The organism is Mucilaginibacter polytrichastri (genome assembly GCF_001911425.1).
Taxonomy (GTDB): domain Bacteria; phylum Bacteroidota; class Bacteroidia; order Sphingobacteriales; family Sphingobacteriaceae; genus Mucilaginibacter; species Mucilaginibacter polytrichastri.
In genome coordinates this window covers 2,259,480-2,276,647 of the sequence record NZ_MPPL01000001.1, presented here as the reverse complement: position 1 = coordinate 2,276,647, position 17,168 = coordinate 2,259,480, and the positions used below count along the sequence as shown (strand labels likewise).

Below are 17,168 nucleotides of genomic sequence, written 5' to 3'. Positions count from 1 at the left end.
ACCAATGGGCAGGGGGGGATAGAGCTATCAATTAGTTATGTGTTCAAAAAACGGATGTCACTACCAGAACCTGTTTGTCCAAGATTATAATCCCAACCACCTATCATGAAAAAGATACTCGCATTTATAATTGTCCTGCTGCTGGCAAGTAAAACCTTTGCCCAGTACAACACCGTAAACTATCGCGCCATGGGCGATAAGGGGTTTCATAATAAAGATTACTATGAAGCTGCTTACTATTACCGGAAAGCGGCAGAAGGGTTAAAGATAGACCCTCAAAAAAAGGTTCCGTTTACACCAGATAATAATGTAAAAGGTAATAAACAAGTGAGCAAGGTAACAGATGTTAACTATGTAAGATACCAGTTGGCAGAATCATACCGGCTGTACGAAAATTACCTCGAAGCAGAGCCATGGTATTACCAGGTAATTAATGATAATGCAGAGGCGCAATATCCGCTGGTAAGGTTATGGTACGGTGTGTGTTTACGTGCCGACCAGCACTTCGATGAATCTATCAAAGAATTAACTGAATTTAAACAGGTTTACAGAGGGGGCGATAGCAAATTAGTTGAGCTGGCCGAGAAAGAGATTAACAACTGCAAATTTGCGAAAGACCAATATCAATACCCCATATTGCTTAATGTTACCAAACTAAAAGGGCAGTGGAACTCAGACGGATCTAACTACGCTGTGGTGCGAAGGGACAATAATTTCTATTTCACCTCATCGCGTTTAATTAAAAGTGATAAAAAGCACCTGAACCGTATTTACCAAACTACGGCAGGCATGGATAAGCCAGAGATCATTAACCTGCGCGATAACGGTAGCGGAAAGGAAACAGAGTACGGTACACCATCATTAAGCCCCCAGGGTAACCGGCTTTATTTAACCCGCTGGTATAAAATTGGGACCAAAATTGTACATGCTATTTACAAAAGTGATTGGAACGGCAGTGAGTGGAGCAGTCCGCAAAAACTAAATGCCAACGTAAATGCCGAGGGCTTTAATGCCATACAACCCTTTGTGTGCAAGGATGGCAAAACCATGCTGTTTGTTTCTAACAAACCTGGTGGCCAGGGCGGCGATGATATATGGATGAGTGAATTGGATAACGCCGGTAACCCCATCAGTTCAACAAATTTGGGCTCAACCATTAATACACCAAGTGATGAGCAAGCGCCTTATTATGATGCCGGTAACAAAAGATTGATCTATAGTTCGAAAGGTTTTATCGGGTTGGGAGGGTTTGACTTTTTTGAAAGCTTTGGCGAACCAACCCGCTGGGGCCAGCCACGCAATATGGGCTACCCCATGAACTCCGCTAAAGATGACCTGTACTTTTCACCCGATCCGAATAACGAGACCAAGTTTTTTGTAAGCTCGGACCGTGAGTCTGATTGTTGCCTGGAGTTATTTGAGGTAACAGATCAACGCTATTTTGCAGGCGGTTTTTTGGTTGATTGTAATGCGCACAAGCCATTGGCTGGTGCAAAGGTTACGCTGGTAGACTCGTTGAGTAAAGAAAATATGAAGCAGGTAACCCTGGCAAAAGATGGCAAGTACTTCTTTAAAATTACTACCAAAAGGCCATACAACCTAATGTTTGAAAAAGACGGCTACTTTACCAAAGTGCTGCCTTTGCCAACCCATGGCAGAACTTCGGCAGATACATTGTTTGGCGCAGATGTGTGTTTACAGGCTTTTGTGGTTGATAAGCCGATGGTAATCAATAATATATTATATGATTATGGTAAATCTACCTTAAGGCCAGAGTCTGAAACCGAATTAAATGGGGTGGTTACTATTTTAAAAGACAATCCGAAATTTAAGATAGAACTCAGCTCGCACACAGATTCTGTGGGTAGCGATGCTTATAACAATAAACTTTCGCAAGAGCGGGCACAGGCATGTGTGGATTATATTGTTTCGAAGGGGATAGAAGATACCCGCGTGTTTGCCAAAGGCTATGGTAAAACAAAACCTATAGCACCAAATTCGCTCCCCGACGGTAAAGATAACCCCGATGGCCGCCAGTTAAACAGGCGTACAGAATTTACGGTACTAAAAACAGATTGATAAGAGATATGGATGTTCAACTATTTGATTCAGTAAAAGGCATGGGGCTTATTCAGGTTGTACTTTCAATAGTTCTGGGTATTTACGGGGTAAGCCACCTTGTGAAATACTGGTTTGCCAGGCACTACCGGCTTTCGGGCACCGAACGGGTAGATAAGTTGTTAATGGCAGTAGCCAACTTTTCATTAAGCACAGTAAATATATTACTGCTGGTAATGTTTAAGGCCTAAAAATAGAAGAAGCCGTACTGCGTCTGCAATATGGCTTCTTCAAAAAAATACGGAGTCTATATTAAGCCTTTAAAAGATCAATAAGTTCGCTGTTATTTTGTTGCAGGGCATAATCCAGCGCGGTTTTATGGTCAGCATCTTTTAAATTTAACTGCGCACCGTGGCTAAGTAAAGTTTTTACCAGCGTAACGTTTTGTGTTTGTACAGCATACATTAATGGCGAAAAACCATTTTTGCTTTGTGCATTTACATTAACATCTTTTTCGATTAGATAATCGGCAACACGATTATTTTTAGACTGAATAGCGATCATCAACGCAGTTTCGCCTTTAGCATTAGCGGCATCAAGGTCAGCACCTTTATTTAGTAAATACTTCACAGCTGCAATGTCATTAGTTTTAGCAGCCGTAAAAATGTCATGCGCAAATGTCGTGACCGTTAAGCATAAGGCTGCAGAAAGAACAAGTAATTTCTTCATTTGTTGGAGTTTGGGACGTTTAATATTTGTTTAATAACAGCAATTACGGTAAATATAATTTGTTTGGTTTTTAATCTTGTTGATGTAAAAAACACAATCAATCCTTCATTTAACTAATAAGTAATAAAAAAATTATTGAATTTGTTAATAATTTCGCAACATATATTGCTTTTTATTGCATTTAATGTAGTGCTGAAAGTAATGCCAAAGTTTGATACAAACTAAACTATTGCTAACCTAAATAGAGTAAATAGTTTTTTGTATTTTACTGTTAATAAGGCTAATAAGTGCTTAAGGTTAAACTAAAGAAATGGTTTTAGTTTAGTACTTGCTAAGTTGACTAATGCTAAAGTCGGGACACTAATATTTAAAAACGCATTGCATTTTCTTTTTAATTGATGAATGATGATTTAAGAAGTGCTAATGTTTCTTTATAGTTTAAGCTGTATGACATTGATATTACAAAGTTTCACACTTCAATAAGTTGTATATCAGTCTAATAGGTAAAAAAAGCAATATTGTAACATAGTGCGATAGCAAAGCAGCTAATATTACGATGACTATTAAGGAAGGTATTAGATGTTTCGCCATGCATTTAAACCTGGCGCAAGAATTTAGGGAAGGGCCCAAATTTAGGAATGAGTGATTCTTGTATCTTAATTAAAATATCTCGCCCACATCAATAAACAAACCTCTTGAACCTTCGCGACCAAAGCCATAATCTACAGCAATGTTAGTACGTGAGGTTTTGTTGAGCTTAACTCGCAAACCAGGGCCAAAAGCTGGTTGTATAGCCTGGAATTTTGTGCCTTGCTGGGCCGATAAACTTTCGGCATTGATAAACATTACACCGCCAATTAAGCCATTGCGGGTAATTTTAAACCGGTATTCACTTTCGGCATAAACCATTTGTGCGCCCCGGAAACGCCCCTGTATATAGCCGCGGCCGGTAGCAGAGTTGGGGTCCCAAGAAGTACTTGGTAAATTAAGATAGGAGGGCTTACCTTGCAGTATAAACCAGTCATAAGACCATAAAGCCAGCACATTATCAGAGCCTGCCGGAAATGGAATGTATTTTCGCAGGTCAATGATCAGTGATTGCCAGTTTTGTGTAGAACCCAAAAACTCGCTGCTGGTTCTGTACTGCACATCGCCATACCAGCCTTTGGCAGGGTTAATGGAGTTATCGCGCGAGTCGTGCAGTATGTTAAAGGTTATTCCGGATGAAACACTGTGCGAAAAGGTGCCGTATTTACCAAAATCAGAGACAGCCCCACTTGCCGTTCCGCTATGCGATACATTCCAATAAGTGTCTATAGCGTAGCCTAAACCTGCATACCAGTTACCGGTAACATGCCTTAATGCAGTTTCATAAAAACGCGCAAATGAAAAATCCATCGGGTCTACGTTTTTTATAGATGAACTACTGCCCAACCCGTAGGTGCTTTGCGGATATTGATAAAAGCGGTAATCGCCCACAAAATTATACTTGTTATTCTTAGTCCAAATGCTGCTAAGCACCGGCATTATAAATTGTTTATTTTGGGTGTAGGAGGCACTGGCAATAATAGTAGAGATTCTTGATTGCGGGCCCGTACGAAAAGCTACATTGCCCGACAGTACCAACGCCAGTTTAGATACTAAAGTGTACCCTATGGCCGGCACTACAGAAATTTCGGGCTTACTGGTAACCGAGTCTGACTGTACTGAGCTTTTGGTATGGAAAAGTTGATGAATAACATCCGGCAGATCTTTCTGGTCGCTTTTTTTAGCCTTTACTTTAGTGGTGTCTGCCACGCTCTTTTTACCGGTAACTAATTGTGGCAGCGATACGCTTCTGTCATTTTGTGCACTGGCATTAATGTTGAATGCAAGCATTAACAAAAAGCAAGCCCACCATATTAAAGATCTGTTTTTCAAAGCCGCGGCAATTAATTAGAGATTTGTCGCAATTTTAATATAAATCTATTATTCTAACGTAAAGTAGAAGTAATAAAATAGCAATTTATTTAAAATTATCTGTTCAGTGCTTTTGGACTGTGTTTAGGTTTATCATTTATATAACGACGCGTTAATATAAATGATAAAATATTAACATGTATATTTTTATTACCCCTAAATTAGGTTGAATTAATTACCTTTAAAACCAGTTTAAACCTAAATTATATGAAACTTATTGCCCAAATCCTTATTGCGCTTGTAGCCGTAGAGCACCTTTATATATTGTGGATTGAAATGTTTGCATGGACAACCGCCGGAAGAAAGACCTTTAAAACTTTCCCGGCAGATCTGTTTGAACCTACCAGAACACTGGCCGCTAACCAGGGCCTGTATAATGGATTTCTTTCAGCGGGATTGATCTGGTCTTTACTAATCAGCGATGTTGCATGGAGCGGCCATGTTGCTGTGTTTTTCCTTTCGTGCGTAATTGTTGCCGGGGTTTACGGCGGCATAACTGCCAGTAAAGGGATATTTATTAAGCAAGCCCTGCCTGCTATCATCGCTTTAATTTTTACGTTGCTGGCATAAGTAAATTTAATACCGGAAACCCTTTAATATCGGCAAACAAACAAGGCTAGCCGCATCCGGTTAGCCTTGTTTAAATAACTGGGGTTTTAAAAACAGCTACTTTTGCATCACCATTACCCCATTTACCAATAGGGTACTACCGCCATCGGCAACAATGTTGTAAACTTTTTGTACGCCATTGGCATGTTCTGTTTTTTGCAATACAGTATAGGCTTCGTACTTACCGGTTTTTTCGTTCAGGCACATTACTTCCTGGCCCTGTAATACTTCGCCCATTTTATGGTTACCGTCTTTAGTCATCATGGGATGGTTAGGGGTGGCTTGTAATATCTTGTTGGTCAGCATTACTTCCTGCCCCAAACGTGTATTTAAGGTTTTGGCCGAAACCAAAACAAGGCGGGTTAATGCATAGTTTTTGGCCTCGTGTACAGTTAGCTCTTTTACTTTAACTGCGGTTGGTTTGTTGCTGCTTACGTCAACGGTGATGATTTCTTCGCCGCTTTTTACGTCCTTCAGCATTTTGGTACCACCGTTAGCCATAGTCACTACTTCATCACCCGGGAAGCAAATATCGTTACCATAAGTTGCGCCTTCTTCCTTCATGTCTTTACCGCCATTCAGTACCTTGTATTGCTGAAAGCTTACTTCCTTCGATAGGATGTATGATAACTTCAGGATGAAATTTTTCTCTTCTTTGTTAATATTGTCAATGTCCAGAAAGTACTTTTCCCAAACCTTGCCATCTGCAGTAAAATCGGGCACAATGGTCTTATACACCGCACCTTTTTCATTGGTGTAAAAAACCATCAGCCCAATTTCCTGCATGCCGTCTTTGGCAATCAGTTTATACAGATCTATCCGTTTTTTAAGGCCGTCATCGCCGGTAATAAAGTAGGGTTTGCGACCCTCGTAACGGTCGAGTACGTAGGTATTGTCAAATTTTACATAAGAATCTTTATCCAGGTCGGCAATGGCAAAGGTTTTGGCTTTATCATATTCGGCCATGGTTAAAGGGCGCGGATTTACTTTAGTTAAAACCTGTGCCTGAGCTAAGTAAATGCTAGAAGCTAATAAAAAGGTTAATGTAGATTTACGCATGTGTGGTTTAATTAGTTACCTAAAAAGAGCAATCAACTACTCCTGCATGGCGTCAGGAGTAGTGTATTTGATCGCTTCGCCCCGGTAGTAACTTTCTATTTATTAATAGTTTATTTTATGATAACTGTTTAAAGGCATCAGCAAAGGCTTGCATCTCATCCATGCGGCCAATGCTTACCCGGCACCAGTTTTTATTGTTAAATTCCCAATGGCGGATGCTTACACCGCGGTTAGCCATTTCGCTGGCAAAGCGGGCGCCATCCATCTTAATCTCAAACATTACAAAGTTGGTTGATGATGGGATGTATTCGTATCCTTCTTTCTTCAACACCGAGTAGAGATACTCTTTTGATGCCAGTGTTTTTTTCAAAGCATCCTGTAAAAATGCTTTCTCTTGGTAAGCGGCTGTTGCTGCCGCAACTGTAGTTGCAGAAAGGCTCATGAGGCCTGTAGAATAATCAGACAGTTTTTTCACCGTATCAGTAGGCGCAACAATGTATCCACAACGGAGGCCTGCAAAACCGTACAGTTTGGAGAATGTACGTGCCACAATTATATTTTGCCCGGCCTTAACCCCGCTAATGAGGGTTACAGCCTGAGGATCGGGTAGATAGTCGATATAGGCTTCGTCTACAAATACGGTTACTTTTTTACTTACCCGTTCGCAAAAGGCCTTAAGTTTAGCTGTATCCAATACCGTGGCTGTGGGGTTATTAGGGTTACAGATGTAGATTAAACCTGTGTTTGGGCCAATTTTGGCTTCCATGGCATCAAGGTCTAATTTATAATCTGCTGTTAATGGCACTTTAACCAGTTTGCTTCCCAATTTGGCAGCAGAGCGTGGAAGATCATCGTACGATGGGTCGCCGCAGATTACTTCGGCACCGTTTTTTCCATAATACATGGCGGCGGCCAGCAATAGCGGAGTAGAACCGGCATCCATTAAAATATTCTTTTGGTCGATACCTTCGTAAGCAGCAATTTTACCCGTTAGTTCACCAAAATGCATAAATGGGTACTGGTAGCTCATGTCCAAAGCATCCTGTATGGCTTTTTTAGCAGCAGGCGAGGGGCCGAATGGGTTTTCATTGGCAGATAGCCTTGCTTTAATTGCTGTTGGTGCTGATGTAATAACCGATTGGTCGGTAATTGCCATATCGTCAATAGCACCGCCACGCATTATTTTAGCAGGCATTGCCGAAAGCTTATCGAAAGCCCCCGAAAAGAAGGTTAACCCGGCGGCTGTTAGGGCGCTTGTTTTGATCCAGTTTCTACGATTAATTGTTGCCATGATTATGAATGTTTTTAGTTTAGTTTTTCTAACCTTTAGTTCCTGTTTCCGGGTACGTTACCCTTGTTTCTGTAACCCGCCCATGCAATGCAGCTACCACGCTTCGCGCCGACTCGAATGCGCCGGCCATCCAGGCGTTTAAATAAGTGAGGTGCTCGCCTGCAAAATATACGTTGGCATCGGGCTTTAGCAAGGCCGGATAATGATCCTTTCTTGTATCGTTGCTGTATACTGCCCAGCCACCCATACTATACCTGGTTTTGTGCCAGCTTACCGAAAACGACCGCTCAAACTCTTTATCATATTGCGGATGGATCATCCGCCCTTTCTCTAATGCCAGCTTCTCGCGGTCGACGTAGTTTAAATTACCCACACGCTCAGCCTTTTCGTTAAAATTATAGTAGCCTATCAGGATGCCTTTTTTATCGAGGTAGTCATATGATGGATAAAAGATCTGCGTCAGATCATTATTGGTATGGGTAATACCACCAAAAATGCTTTCATCCTCTTCCCAAAAGCGGCGTTTAAACTGCAGGCCGATCTTGCCCGTTTTCATGTAACCGATAAAGTCTATCGCCCGGCTTACATCTGATGAAAAGTTGTGGTTAACATTACTAAGTACAGGTAGTGGCAGGGTGCAAATACATATATCGCCATTAATGGCATGCTCGCCCTGGGCATCTTTGTAAACTATTTTAACACCCTCGGGTACATTGGTTATGTTTTTTACCTCGGCACCCATGGTTAGCATTGTGGCTACCTTTTTCTCTAATGCTTTGGCAATCTGGTCCATGCCACCCACAGCCTGAAACATAGTGCCTTGTAATTCATAGGTATACTCGGCTACGTTATAAAAGTCAGGATCCATCAGGCCAGATTGTATAATGTCTGCCAGTTTGTGCGGGTTGGCTATCTTCCCCGGCTTATTACCTGCACCTGGCGATTCGATATATCCGCGCCGGGCTGATGCCTTGTATAGTTTATCTACATCCAGCCCACCTTCTGCCATCAGGTACTCAATTACCTTTTGAGCGTCTTCTTTAGTAAGGGCGGTGTCTAAATTGCCGTGATCCATGTTTTTGGCCAGCATCTCGGTCATGTAACCACGCACATCATTATGCACTTCACGTGTGCGGATCTTCTTGTTAGAGAGTAGCCCTTTGCCCTCGGCGTAGTAATATGTGTTTTCGTTAACGTTATTATAAACCTGTATGGGTACGCCTAATTCTTTGCAATAGTGCAAAGTAAGCTGGTGGTGGTGCGGGATGCGTGATGGGCCTGCATTAAAGTACAGGCCATTATCGAAGTTTGCGGTTGCTGTTGTTTTATCGGTTTCGGTATTGGTTGTGCCATTTCTAATACTCCAACATCGGCCTCCGGTACGCTGTCGGGCTTCTATTATTTTACATTGATAGCCCAGTTTGGTTAGTTCGTAGGCACAGGTCATCCCGGCTAATCCGGCGCCTAAAATGATTACTTTTTTGCCGTTTCCGTTGCCCTCAAGATTAAAAGCATGTGCAGGTGCCGATTTTAGCAAGCCCAAAGCAAGCATAGCAGGGTATGTTGTACCTGCAAGCATAGCACCTTTACCTAAAAAATCGCGTCTGGAGATGTTTTTCAAAACAGATTTTATAAATCATGACTAAATTACCTTATAAAGATATGTTTTTATCTGTTTTATTGATAATATGTTGAAAAATTGATTTATTTAATGCTAAATACTGTAAATACTAGATATGATTGATAATAAATTGATTTTTATTTCTAATAAATTGACTGATTATTACAAATTTGTACATTAAAAGGAATTTTAAATAATAAATTATACCTTATTCTAAAAAAAGCAATCAGAAAATGTACTAAATGTGTATCCGGTTAATATAAATGTTAATATTTTACCTATTTGGCTGGGCAAAAGATCGTATTTCTTTTTAAACGCTGATGTAAAGTGGTGAGCATTTTTATAACCTACAATTTCTGACACCTCGCCAACCGATTTGCCTTCCTTTAACAATTGATAAGCCGAATCCATCCTCAACTCAAACAGGTAACCAAATACAGTGTGCCCAAAAAGTTCTTTAAATCCCTTTTTTAATTTAAAATCGTTCAATCCAGTTTTACGGGCCAATTCAATCAATGAACAGGGGGTTTGCAGATTTTGCTCAACCAGCGTCCTGGCATCTTCCAATCTCGATACATCTTCTTTGCTAAAGTTAACCGGCAATTGCTGCTTGTTTTCCAATCTTTCCAGCTGTAGAGAGAGCAGTTCGAGTATTCTCGACTCTAAAAATATTCGCCGGATATAATCTGGCTGACCTGCTTGCAACATTTCTTTTATGAGAGCTTTAAATCTTCCATCCCGGTACACATCGGCAGCAACCAGGGTAAAGGGTTCATCTGCACCACTTTCAAAGTTTTCGGGTAAAATATCTTTGCCCAGCAGTTTACGGATAAACCGCCGGGTAAGGCAAATGGTAAAAACATCAGTCGGGCGATCTACCACTAAATCCATATCTAACGCCGAACAATAAAAGGTATGATACTGGCCTTTTTGCAAAATCAACTCCATGTGTTCATTATTAGACAGGCTGGTAAGTTTGCCTTCCAAAACAAAGTTCATTACCCAGCAAAAACTATCACACTGCAGTTTCATGCTAGAAGGGCTGTTTACGTCAAATTTACTGCTAAGCATGCAAGCGCCTTCAAACCACAACTCCTTAACATTCATATTACCCCATTCTGCAGCTGTCGACGAATCGCGCTGTTGAATGTGTTGGGCACTGCTAAATTCTTTCGGGTAGGAGAGATCTAAGTGGGAGTTATGATTAAGTGATGGTGTAAAGGTGATTTGCATATAATCCGTTTCGCGTTGTTTTCAATCCGTTTTGCGTTAACCCCGTGATTGATGTATGGCGCAAATTTGCATCATTATTTTTAATCAGTCTAAATAAAAGAGAAAAATTTATTTGTGTGCTGATGTTGCTTTCCTGAAAAGACGAGCAAAACCCAGCAAGATATCGTAAAACAACATGAACAAACTACAAACTTTGCCATCCGATTTAAACGGCAATTCGGGCTTTTTAACAATGGCTTGCAATAAAACCAATGCAGCTCTTACAGCAGAAACACTAACAAATACCACCGGGACACCAGTTACCGCTTGGCCTGCAAAGCCAACGGAAATACAAGCTTACAATAGTTTTATATAATCAAATCAGTTGATTTCATGTTCCGCTGCCGCGAGGGGAGCGGAACATACCCTTAAACCCCCGCAAATGAAAATGAATAAATTAAAAAAAATGATTTTAAGCACGGTTGTGCTAATGACTAGTTACATGCCGCAGGTTATGGCCCAGGCATCGCCCAAAATTGTATCTGTTAATGGTACCGTGAGTGAAATACTGGCCGGTATAGGCATGGAAAGTAATATTATAGGTACAGATATTACCAGTAATTACCCTGCAAGCCTTAAAGCTAAACCCAAAGTAGGGCATAACCGCAACCTGTCTGCCGAGGGCATCCTGGCTTTGCAACCCGATGTAGTAACCGGACTTTCAAATGAGTTAAAACCAGAATTGGTTGCCCAATTAAAAAGCGCAGGCATTAAACTGGTATTATTTACCCAAACTTTCTCGGCCGATGGCACGCGCAAACTTATTAAAGAAGTTGCCACAGCTTTTGGTAAACCACAAAAGGCAGACCCTATTATTAAAAAATTAGATAGCGACCTGGCTGCCGCGGCAAAAGTTAATAAGGGCGCCAAACCTAAAGTATTGTTTATTTACGCCCGTGGTACGGGTACCATGATGGTAGCCGGCGAAGGCACACAGATGCAGCAAATTATAGAAATGGCCGGCGGCGCAAATGCCGTTGTTGGCTTTACAGATTTTAAGCCATTAACTCCAGAATCGCTTGTTGCAGCCAATCCTGATGTGATATTACTGTTTAGCAGTGGTATGGAAAGCCTGGGCGGTGCAACCGGTTTATTAAATGTACAGGGCATACCGCAAACCAATGCCGGTAAAAACAAACGTTTTGTAACCATGGACGGCGAGCTGGTAAGCAGTTTCGGACCGCGTTTGGGTTTAGCAGTAAGCGAACTAGCACAGAAAATTAAGTAATGGTTATTAAAAATCATAACTACGTACTACTGGGTTTATCACTGCTTTTAATTATGGTGGTTGTGGCTTCGATATGCATTGGAGCGGTACACATTGAGGTTAGCCAGCTTTGGTCAATGATTAGTTATCATATTGGCCTAAGCCACAAGCCGGGGTTTACTTCACAGCAATTTGCGGTTATGTTTAACCTGCGGTTGCCAAGAGTGCTTTCGGGTGTGCTGATCGGTGCGGCATTGGCAGTTTCGGGTTCAGCCATTCAGGGCTTGTTCCGTAACCCGCTGGCCGAGCCGGGGCTTATCGGTATTTCATCGGGTGCTACATTGTTTGCTGCCCTAACCATTGTTTTCGGTGGTAAACTACTTGTAATGGTTGGCAGTAATTATGGGTATTACCTGTTATCAGCTGCTGCTTTTGCCGGGGCTTTTATTACTGCCTGGGCAGTATACAAGCTGGCTATGCATAAAGGCAGAACCATGATTACCGCTTTGCTGTTAACCGGCATCGCTATTAACGCATTAGCGTTCTCGTTCACGGGGTTGTTAACCTACATCTCAACCGATGAGCAATTGCGTAACCTTACCTTCTGGAGTTTAGGCAGCTTAGGAGGATCGAGCTGGATCTCTATCGCCAGCATACTGCCTTTTATATCAATTCCGTTAGCAATACTGCCATTTATGGGCAAACCGCTAAACGCATTGGCCCTTGGTGAAATACAAGCCGGGCATATGGGTTTTAGCGTTAATAAAATTAAGCGCACTGTGCTTATACTGGCAACGATGTCTGTGGGGGCGTCTGTGGCAGTAGCCGGTATTATCAGCTTTGTGGGGCTTGTTGTCCCGCATATTATCAGAATAGGTTTTGGAGCCGATAATAGACTGGTAATACCTGGCTCTGCCATTTTAGGTGCAGCCATGCTCACCCTGGCCGACCTGGTATCGCGTACCATTGTTGCCCCGGCCGAGCTACCCATTGGTATTGTAACTGCACTGGCAGGCTCGCCGGTATTTATTTACATGATCAGCATACAAATTAAAAAACAACAAGTATGATCAAGGTTAATAATGTTTCGTATTCAGTTGGTAAAAAAGAAATTTTAAACGATGTTTCTTTTGAGGCTAAACAAGGCGAAATTACGGCTATTATAGGGGCCAACGGTGCCGGTAAAAGTACGCTGCTTAAGTTATTATGTAATGAAATGCCCCCGTCAGCAGGCCAGGTTTTGTTTGATGGCAAGGGGCTTAACAGTTACCCTTTGAAAGAACTGGCCCGCAGGCGGTCGGTGCTAACCCAGCATAATACGCTCAGCTTGTCTTTTACCGTTAAAGAACTGGTATTAATGGGCAGGTATCCCCATTTTGACGGCCAGCCAACAGAGCATGATCTGCAAATGGTGATTGAGGCTATGCAGGCCACTGGGATTACCATGATGGCCGGGCGAACCTATGAAACCCTATCGGGTGGCGAACAGCAACGTGTGCAATTAGCGCGTGTTATTGCCCAGATACAAGATATACCTAACGGTTGGTTATTATTAGACGAACCTACCAACGGGCTCGATTTATTACATCAGCAGCAACTGTTAATACAAGCCAGGGCTATGGCAGATAAAGGCTATGGTGTAATTTGCATACTGCACGATATTAATCTGGCTGCCGCCTATGCCGATCAGATGCTGATCTTGAAACAGGGTAAAATGCAGGCGCTCGGTAGCCCCAATGAGGTTATCAACTGTGAAAATATTTATGATGCTTTTGGCATTAAAGTGCAGTTGATACAAAATGAAAACTTTAAATGCCCGCTGGTAATTACCACAGGCATAATTAATTATGCTTAAACTAAAATAATATGGAAAGTACAACACAAAGTATAAAGGCGCAATGGGACGCTTTCAAAGAGCAAAACCCTAAAACCCGTATCAGAGATGCGGCAAAGCAATTGGGTGTTAGCGAGGCCGAATTGTTAAATACAGGTACAGGAGTTAATGTAATACGTTTAACCAGCCAGTTTCCGGAACTTTTAAAAGAAGTAAATACACTGGAGAAAGTGATGGCTTTAACCCGTAATGACTACTGCGTGCACGAAAGAAAGGGCATTTACAAAAAGGCTACTTTTAACGGGCATGTAGGTTTGGTAGTTACACCCGATATTGATTTGCGTTTGTTTATGAGCCAGTGGGCCTTAGGTTTTGCAGTTAACGAGGCAGATCGCCACAGTTTGCAATTCTTCGACAAAAGCGGCGAGGCAGTACATAAGATCTATCTGACTGAAGATAGCAACACAGAGGCTTACCATGCGCTGGTAACTAAATACCAGGCAGAAAACCAGGCGGAAGAACTAACTATTTTGCCGGCCCCTGCTGCCGTAGTTGAGTTACAGGATCATGAGATCAACATCAATGAGTTTCAGGAAGGTTGGAAAACACTGCAGGATACGCATGATTTTCATCCCCTGTTAAAGAAACACCAGCTTACACGCACACAAGCCTTGCGTTTGGCACCAGAAGATTATGCCCTGAGACTAGAAGTAGATACCTTAAAAACCATATTAGAGAATGCCGCTGCAAGGGGGCAGGAGATTATGGTTTTCACAGGTAGCGCCGGTTGTATCCAGATCCATACCGGCCCGGTAGTTAAGCTGGTAGAAACCGGCCCGTGGTTTAACGTGCTCGATCCTGACTTTAACATGCACCTGCGCCTGGATGGTATTGATACCGTTTGGTTGGTTAAAAAGCCAACAAGTGATGGCTGGGTACATAGTATTGAAGTTTTTGATAAGGATGGTAATACCATTGTACAATTTTTTGGCAAGCGCAAACCGGGTATCCCCGAGAGCGAAGGCTGGAGAGCCCTGCTTACAGACAGCACTACTAAATAATTAAAATATACAAGCCCTGGTTACCTGCGGCATAGCAACGATGCGCCGCAGGTAATACAGGCACCAAATAACCTGCTACCATGTGCGAAACCCGAATATTAGCCCGTTGCGGCACAGCCGTAATATGTGATTGCCCCGAATGCGGCATGATGAGTATATGGCACCACAACCTGATGCTCAGTTTTACGCCGGACCAGATGGAGGCATTTCACCAGTTTACCCAGGAATTGGATTTTGAGGAGCGGAGTTTCCCGTTTCCGGATGGGTCTGAGCGGGCTGTGGTATGTACACCGAACCAGGATATTAACTTTGTATTTACCAGAACCGAATGGCGTGACCTTAACGAAGCCATGGGCGAAGCGCTAAAGTTGCATGAGATATACAAAGTACTTTATTCGCGCTGATCTGTTATTGATTTATCCGGACGATGATGCTATTGCTGTCAGGCTAAGTTTTGTAACAGGTTATTGTTTATCCAGGATGTTATTTAATACACCCGCCAGCCTGATGCCGCCTTTTTCAATTCTTTTTTCAACTATGGGTAGGTAGTCCTGGTAATATTGTGCTGTAAAGTTGGGGTCTTTGGCTGTTTCTTCGTACAATATACTGCTAATCTGGTATGATTCCCAAAGCCAGACCATCAGCGTATCTTTTTGCCATTTTTGTATTTCGGCTTGTGTGGCATTATCATATTCGGTGGCCATTTTTTTATAAGAGAAGCCCTGTCGGTTAATAATCCCTTCGTCCCACAGGCTATGCAGGTTTTCATTGTTGTGCCCGTTATAGATGATCTTAATGTCGTTACCACCTTTATCTTCCGCATGGCTTACATGCATGGGTTGGTGCAGATCGCCAATCAGGTGGACAATAAATTTCAGCGCAAATGCCTTCTGTTCGCGCGATTTGGTAGAATCTCCAAGCTCATGCTCAAAATTAATCAGGGCTTTGTAAACATTATCCTGCGGCATATTCGTAATGGCATCGGCAAACTGTGCAAAAGTATACCCGCTTGGTACGTTAATGTAATGCCATGGCGTGGTATATTTAAATTCGGGCTGCATCCGGTAATCATCTGCGAAAGTACTTACATCAGCCAGTGATTCATTACCTAATAATTTTTTAACGGCCAGTTTAGCGGCAGGGGTAAGGTGGTTTTCGGCTATCTGTGCTACAGCTTTGTGCCCCGTTATACCCCATGATATCAGGCTTAATGAACTAATAACCAAAAGGGCTATAAAAATGTATTTTTTCATTGCTAGTATAACAGCATTCAAAAGTAAATATTGCTGTTTGGCATTTTTATATAAAACCCTGTAATGCCAACCAATCGATCCTTTATCCGCCTGCCTTTCGTCCTTAATTTTCCTTAGCCATCAGGTCAATAACTTCTTTCCAGTTATTTGCACGGGTATGGTGGGTATAGCTCACATTGTGAAAAGCATGGAACATAATGGTTTTACCTTTAAAGTTATCGAGGTTTTTAAGGTGGTCGTCAATCATGTAATCTGTATTGATGATGCTTTTATCGCCACAAAAAATAATGTTTTTCCAACTGATGGCCGGGAAATTAACCTTTAGCCATTCCAGTTTTTCGGGCAGGCTTAGGGGGAACTCCATAGCTGCCGACACAATGTAGATCTCGAATTTTTTTGACAAGGTTGCAATAGCCTCAACAGCACCTTCCATTACCGGCAAGGTTAAAAAGAAGCCGGCGGTATGGGCGAACTTGCGTATGGCACCTTTTTCGGGGAAGGCAGTGTCTTCAGTAAGTCCGGCGATCTGGTCTTTGGTCATTTTGATGCCGAAGTCTCTTTCGTACCAGTTTAAAAATTGGGTTTCTACGTCGGCCAGTACGCCGTCCATATCTATAGCAATCGTTTTTCTCATATAGTTAAACTTATAAACGCAAATAACAACAAAAAAGTAAAGGGCCTGGGGCATATCATTGTCACTATTTATTATTTAACGCGTCTTTAATGCATTCATTAGTTTGGATAAAGAATAAGTTATTAAAAGGTACGAAAAAATTATTACCTAATATTTGTTTCGTACGAAAATATTCCTACCTTTGGTTTGAGATGAATATGGAAGAGCAAAACAAACAACTGGAACCCACCAAATCAGAACTTGAAATATTGCAGGTTTTGTGGGAAAAAGGCCCATCTACAGTGCGCACTGTTAATGACGAATTGCTGAAGCAGAAGGATGTGAATTATACCACCACTTTAAAGCTAATGCAAATTATGGCCGACAAGAATATCCTGAAACGCGACGAAAGCCAGATGAAACACATTTACAGCGTAGTAGAAGAGGAGCAGGATACCAAAGCACATTTGTTAAACAAGTTTGTAGATGCCATGTATAAAGGCTCGGCCAGTAAATTGGTGATGCAATTACTGGGTAATAAAAAAACATCACAACAAGACCTGCAGGATATTAAAGACCTGCTTAATAAACTCGAAGAATAG

18 protein-coding genes are annotated in these 17,168 nt (G+C 41.9%); 10 read left to right on the top strand and 8 right to left on the bottom strand.

What is annotated here, in order from left to right; translation table 11 throughout:
* Positions 1 to 105 precede the first annotated feature (105 nt).
* Positions 106 to 2,079 (top strand): OmpA family protein, encoded by a 1,974-nt coding sequence (locus RG47T_RS09865; protein WP_074489259.1) that lies wholly within the window; start codon positions 106 to 108, stop codon positions 2,077 to 2,079.
* Between the two features lie 8 nt (positions 2,080 to 2,087).
* The gene (locus RG47T_RS09860; protein WP_074489258.1) at positions 2,088 to 2,309 is read left to right on the top strand and encodes a hypothetical protein; all 222 of its coding nucleotides are present in this window, start codon (positions 2,088 to 2,090) and stop codon (positions 2,307 to 2,309) included.
* Between the two features lie 61 nt (positions 2,310 to 2,370).
* Here RG47T_RS09860 and RG47T_RS09855 read toward each other — a convergent pair whose 3' ends face one another.
* Both RG47T_RS09855 and RG47T_RS09850 read right to left on the bottom strand, forming a co-directional pair.
* Positions 2,371 to 2,787 carry an ankyrin repeat domain-containing protein gene (locus tag RG47T_RS09855; RefSeq protein WP_083627359.1) on the bottom strand — a complete coding sequence of 139 codons (417 nt, stop codon included), beginning with the start codon at positions 2,785 to 2,787 and terminating at the stop codon, positions 2,371 to 2,373.
* A 660-nt stretch (positions 2,788 to 3,447) separates the two neighbouring features.
* Positions 3,448 to 4,665 (bottom strand): BamA/TamA family outer membrane protein, encoded by a 1,218-nt coding sequence (locus tag RG47T_RS09850; protein WP_074489257.1) that lies wholly within the window; start codon positions 4,663 to 4,665, stop codon positions 3,448 to 3,450.
* A gap of 288 nt (positions 4,666 to 4,953) precedes the next feature.
* Between RG47T_RS09850 and RG47T_RS09845 the strand changes: the two genes are divergently transcribed.
* Entirely contained in the window at positions 4,954 to 5,316 is a 363-nt protein-coding gene (locus tag RG47T_RS09845) for a DUF1304 domain-containing protein (protein ID WP_074489256.1), read from the top strand.
* A 96-nt stretch (positions 5,317 to 5,412) separates the two neighbouring features.
* On the opposite strand, the gene RG47T_RS09840 is transcribed toward RG47T_RS09845, so the two are convergent.
* The 4 genes from RG47T_RS09840 to RG47T_RS09825 form a co-directional block, all read right to left on the bottom strand.
* Positions 5,413 to 6,414 carry a Hint domain-containing protein gene (locus RG47T_RS09840; RefSeq protein ID WP_074489255.1) on the bottom strand — a complete coding sequence of 334 codons (1,002 nt, stop codon included), beginning with the start codon at positions 6,412 to 6,414 and terminating at the stop codon, positions 5,413 to 5,415.
* A 115-nt stretch (positions 6,415 to 6,529) separates the two neighbouring features.
* Positions 6,530 to 7,705 carry a pyridoxal phosphate-dependent aminotransferase gene (locus RG47T_RS09835; RefSeq protein WP_074489254.1) on the bottom strand — a complete coding sequence of 392 codons (1,176 nt, stop codon included), beginning with the start codon at positions 7,703 to 7,705 and terminating at the stop codon, positions 6,530 to 6,532.
* 28 nt (positions 7,706 to 7,733) lie between these two features.
* Positions 7,734 to 9,326: a flavin monoamine oxidase family protein gene (locus RG47T_RS09830; protein WP_216351035.1), complete on the bottom strand. Its 1,593-nt coding sequence runs from the start codon at positions 9,324 to 9,326 to the stop codon at positions 7,734 to 7,736.
* Between the two features lie 213 nt (positions 9,327 to 9,539).
* Positions 9,540 to 10,559 (bottom strand): helix-turn-helix transcriptional regulator, encoded by a 1,020-nt coding sequence (locus tag RG47T_RS09825; RefSeq protein WP_074489253.1) that lies wholly within the window; start codon positions 10,557 to 10,559, stop codon positions 9,540 to 9,542.
* A 175-nt stretch (positions 10,560 to 10,734) separates the two neighbouring features.
* Here RG47T_RS09825 and RG47T_RS25705 point away from each other — a divergent pair, with 175 nt between their 5' ends.
* The 6 genes from RG47T_RS25705 to RG47T_RS09795 all read left to right on the top strand — a co-directional run bounded on the left by RG47T_RS25705 (position 10,735) and on the right by RG47T_RS09795 (position 15,104).
* Positions 10,735 to 10,914 (top strand): hypothetical protein, encoded by a 180-nt coding sequence (locus RG47T_RS25705; RefSeq protein WP_139235671.1) that lies wholly within the window; start codon positions 10,735 to 10,737, stop codon positions 10,912 to 10,914.
* A 72-nt stretch (positions 10,915 to 10,986) separates the two neighbouring features.
* Positions 10,987 to 11,826, top strand: coding sequence for a heme/hemin ABC transporter substrate-binding protein (locus RG47T_RS09815; protein WP_074493302.1), 840 nt, complete (start codon positions 10,987 to 10,989; stop codon positions 11,824 to 11,826).
* Entirely contained in the window at positions 11,826 to 12,875 is a 1,050-nt protein-coding gene (locus RG47T_RS09810; protein WP_074489251.1) for a FecCD family ABC transporter permease, read from the top strand. The genes RG47T_RS09815 and RG47T_RS09810 overlap by 1 nt, the downstream gene beginning before the upstream one ends.
* Complete coding sequence (locus RG47T_RS09805) at positions 12,872 to 13,660, top strand: heme ABC transporter ATP-binding protein (protein ID WP_074489250.1); 789 nt, start codon at positions 12,872 to 12,874, stop codon at positions 13,658 to 13,660. Before RG47T_RS09810 ends, RG47T_RS09805 begins: the two co-directional genes overlap by 4 nt.
* Before the next feature lie 11 nt (positions 13,661 to 13,671).
* A complete protein-coding gene (locus RG47T_RS09800; RefSeq protein ID WP_074489249.1) occupies positions 13,672 to 14,700 on the top strand; it encodes a hemin-degrading factor in 1,029 nt (342 codons plus the stop codon).
* A gap of 80 nt (positions 14,701 to 14,780) precedes the next feature.
* Positions 14,781 to 15,104 (top strand): DUF6686 family protein, encoded by a 324-nt coding sequence (locus RG47T_RS09795; RefSeq protein ID WP_074489248.1) that lies wholly within the window; start codon positions 14,781 to 14,783, stop codon positions 15,102 to 15,104.
* Positions 15,105 to 15,164: 60 nt separating this feature from the next.
* Here the strand turns inward: RG47T_RS09795 and RG47T_RS09790 are convergent, their stop codons facing one another.
* Together RG47T_RS09790 and RG47T_RS09785 are read right to left on the bottom strand one after the other, a co-directional pair.
* A complete protein-coding gene (locus RG47T_RS09790; RefSeq protein WP_074489247.1) occupies positions 15,165 to 15,953 on the bottom strand; it encodes a S1/P1 nuclease in 789 nt (262 codons plus the stop codon).
* Positions 15,954 to 16,056: 103 nt separating this feature from the next.
* Complete coding sequence (locus tag RG47T_RS09785; RefSeq protein WP_074493300.1) at positions 16,057 to 16,587, bottom strand: 5' nucleotidase, NT5C type; 531 nt, start codon at positions 16,585 to 16,587, stop codon at positions 16,057 to 16,059.
* Between the two features lie 197 nt (positions 16,588 to 16,784).
* On the opposite strand from RG47T_RS09785, the gene RG47T_RS09780 reads away from it, so the two are divergent.
* Positions 16,785 to 17,168 (top strand): BlaI/MecI/CopY family transcriptional regulator, encoded by a 384-nt coding sequence (locus tag RG47T_RS09780; RefSeq protein ID WP_074493298.1) that lies wholly within the window; start codon positions 16,785 to 16,787, stop codon positions 17,166 to 17,168.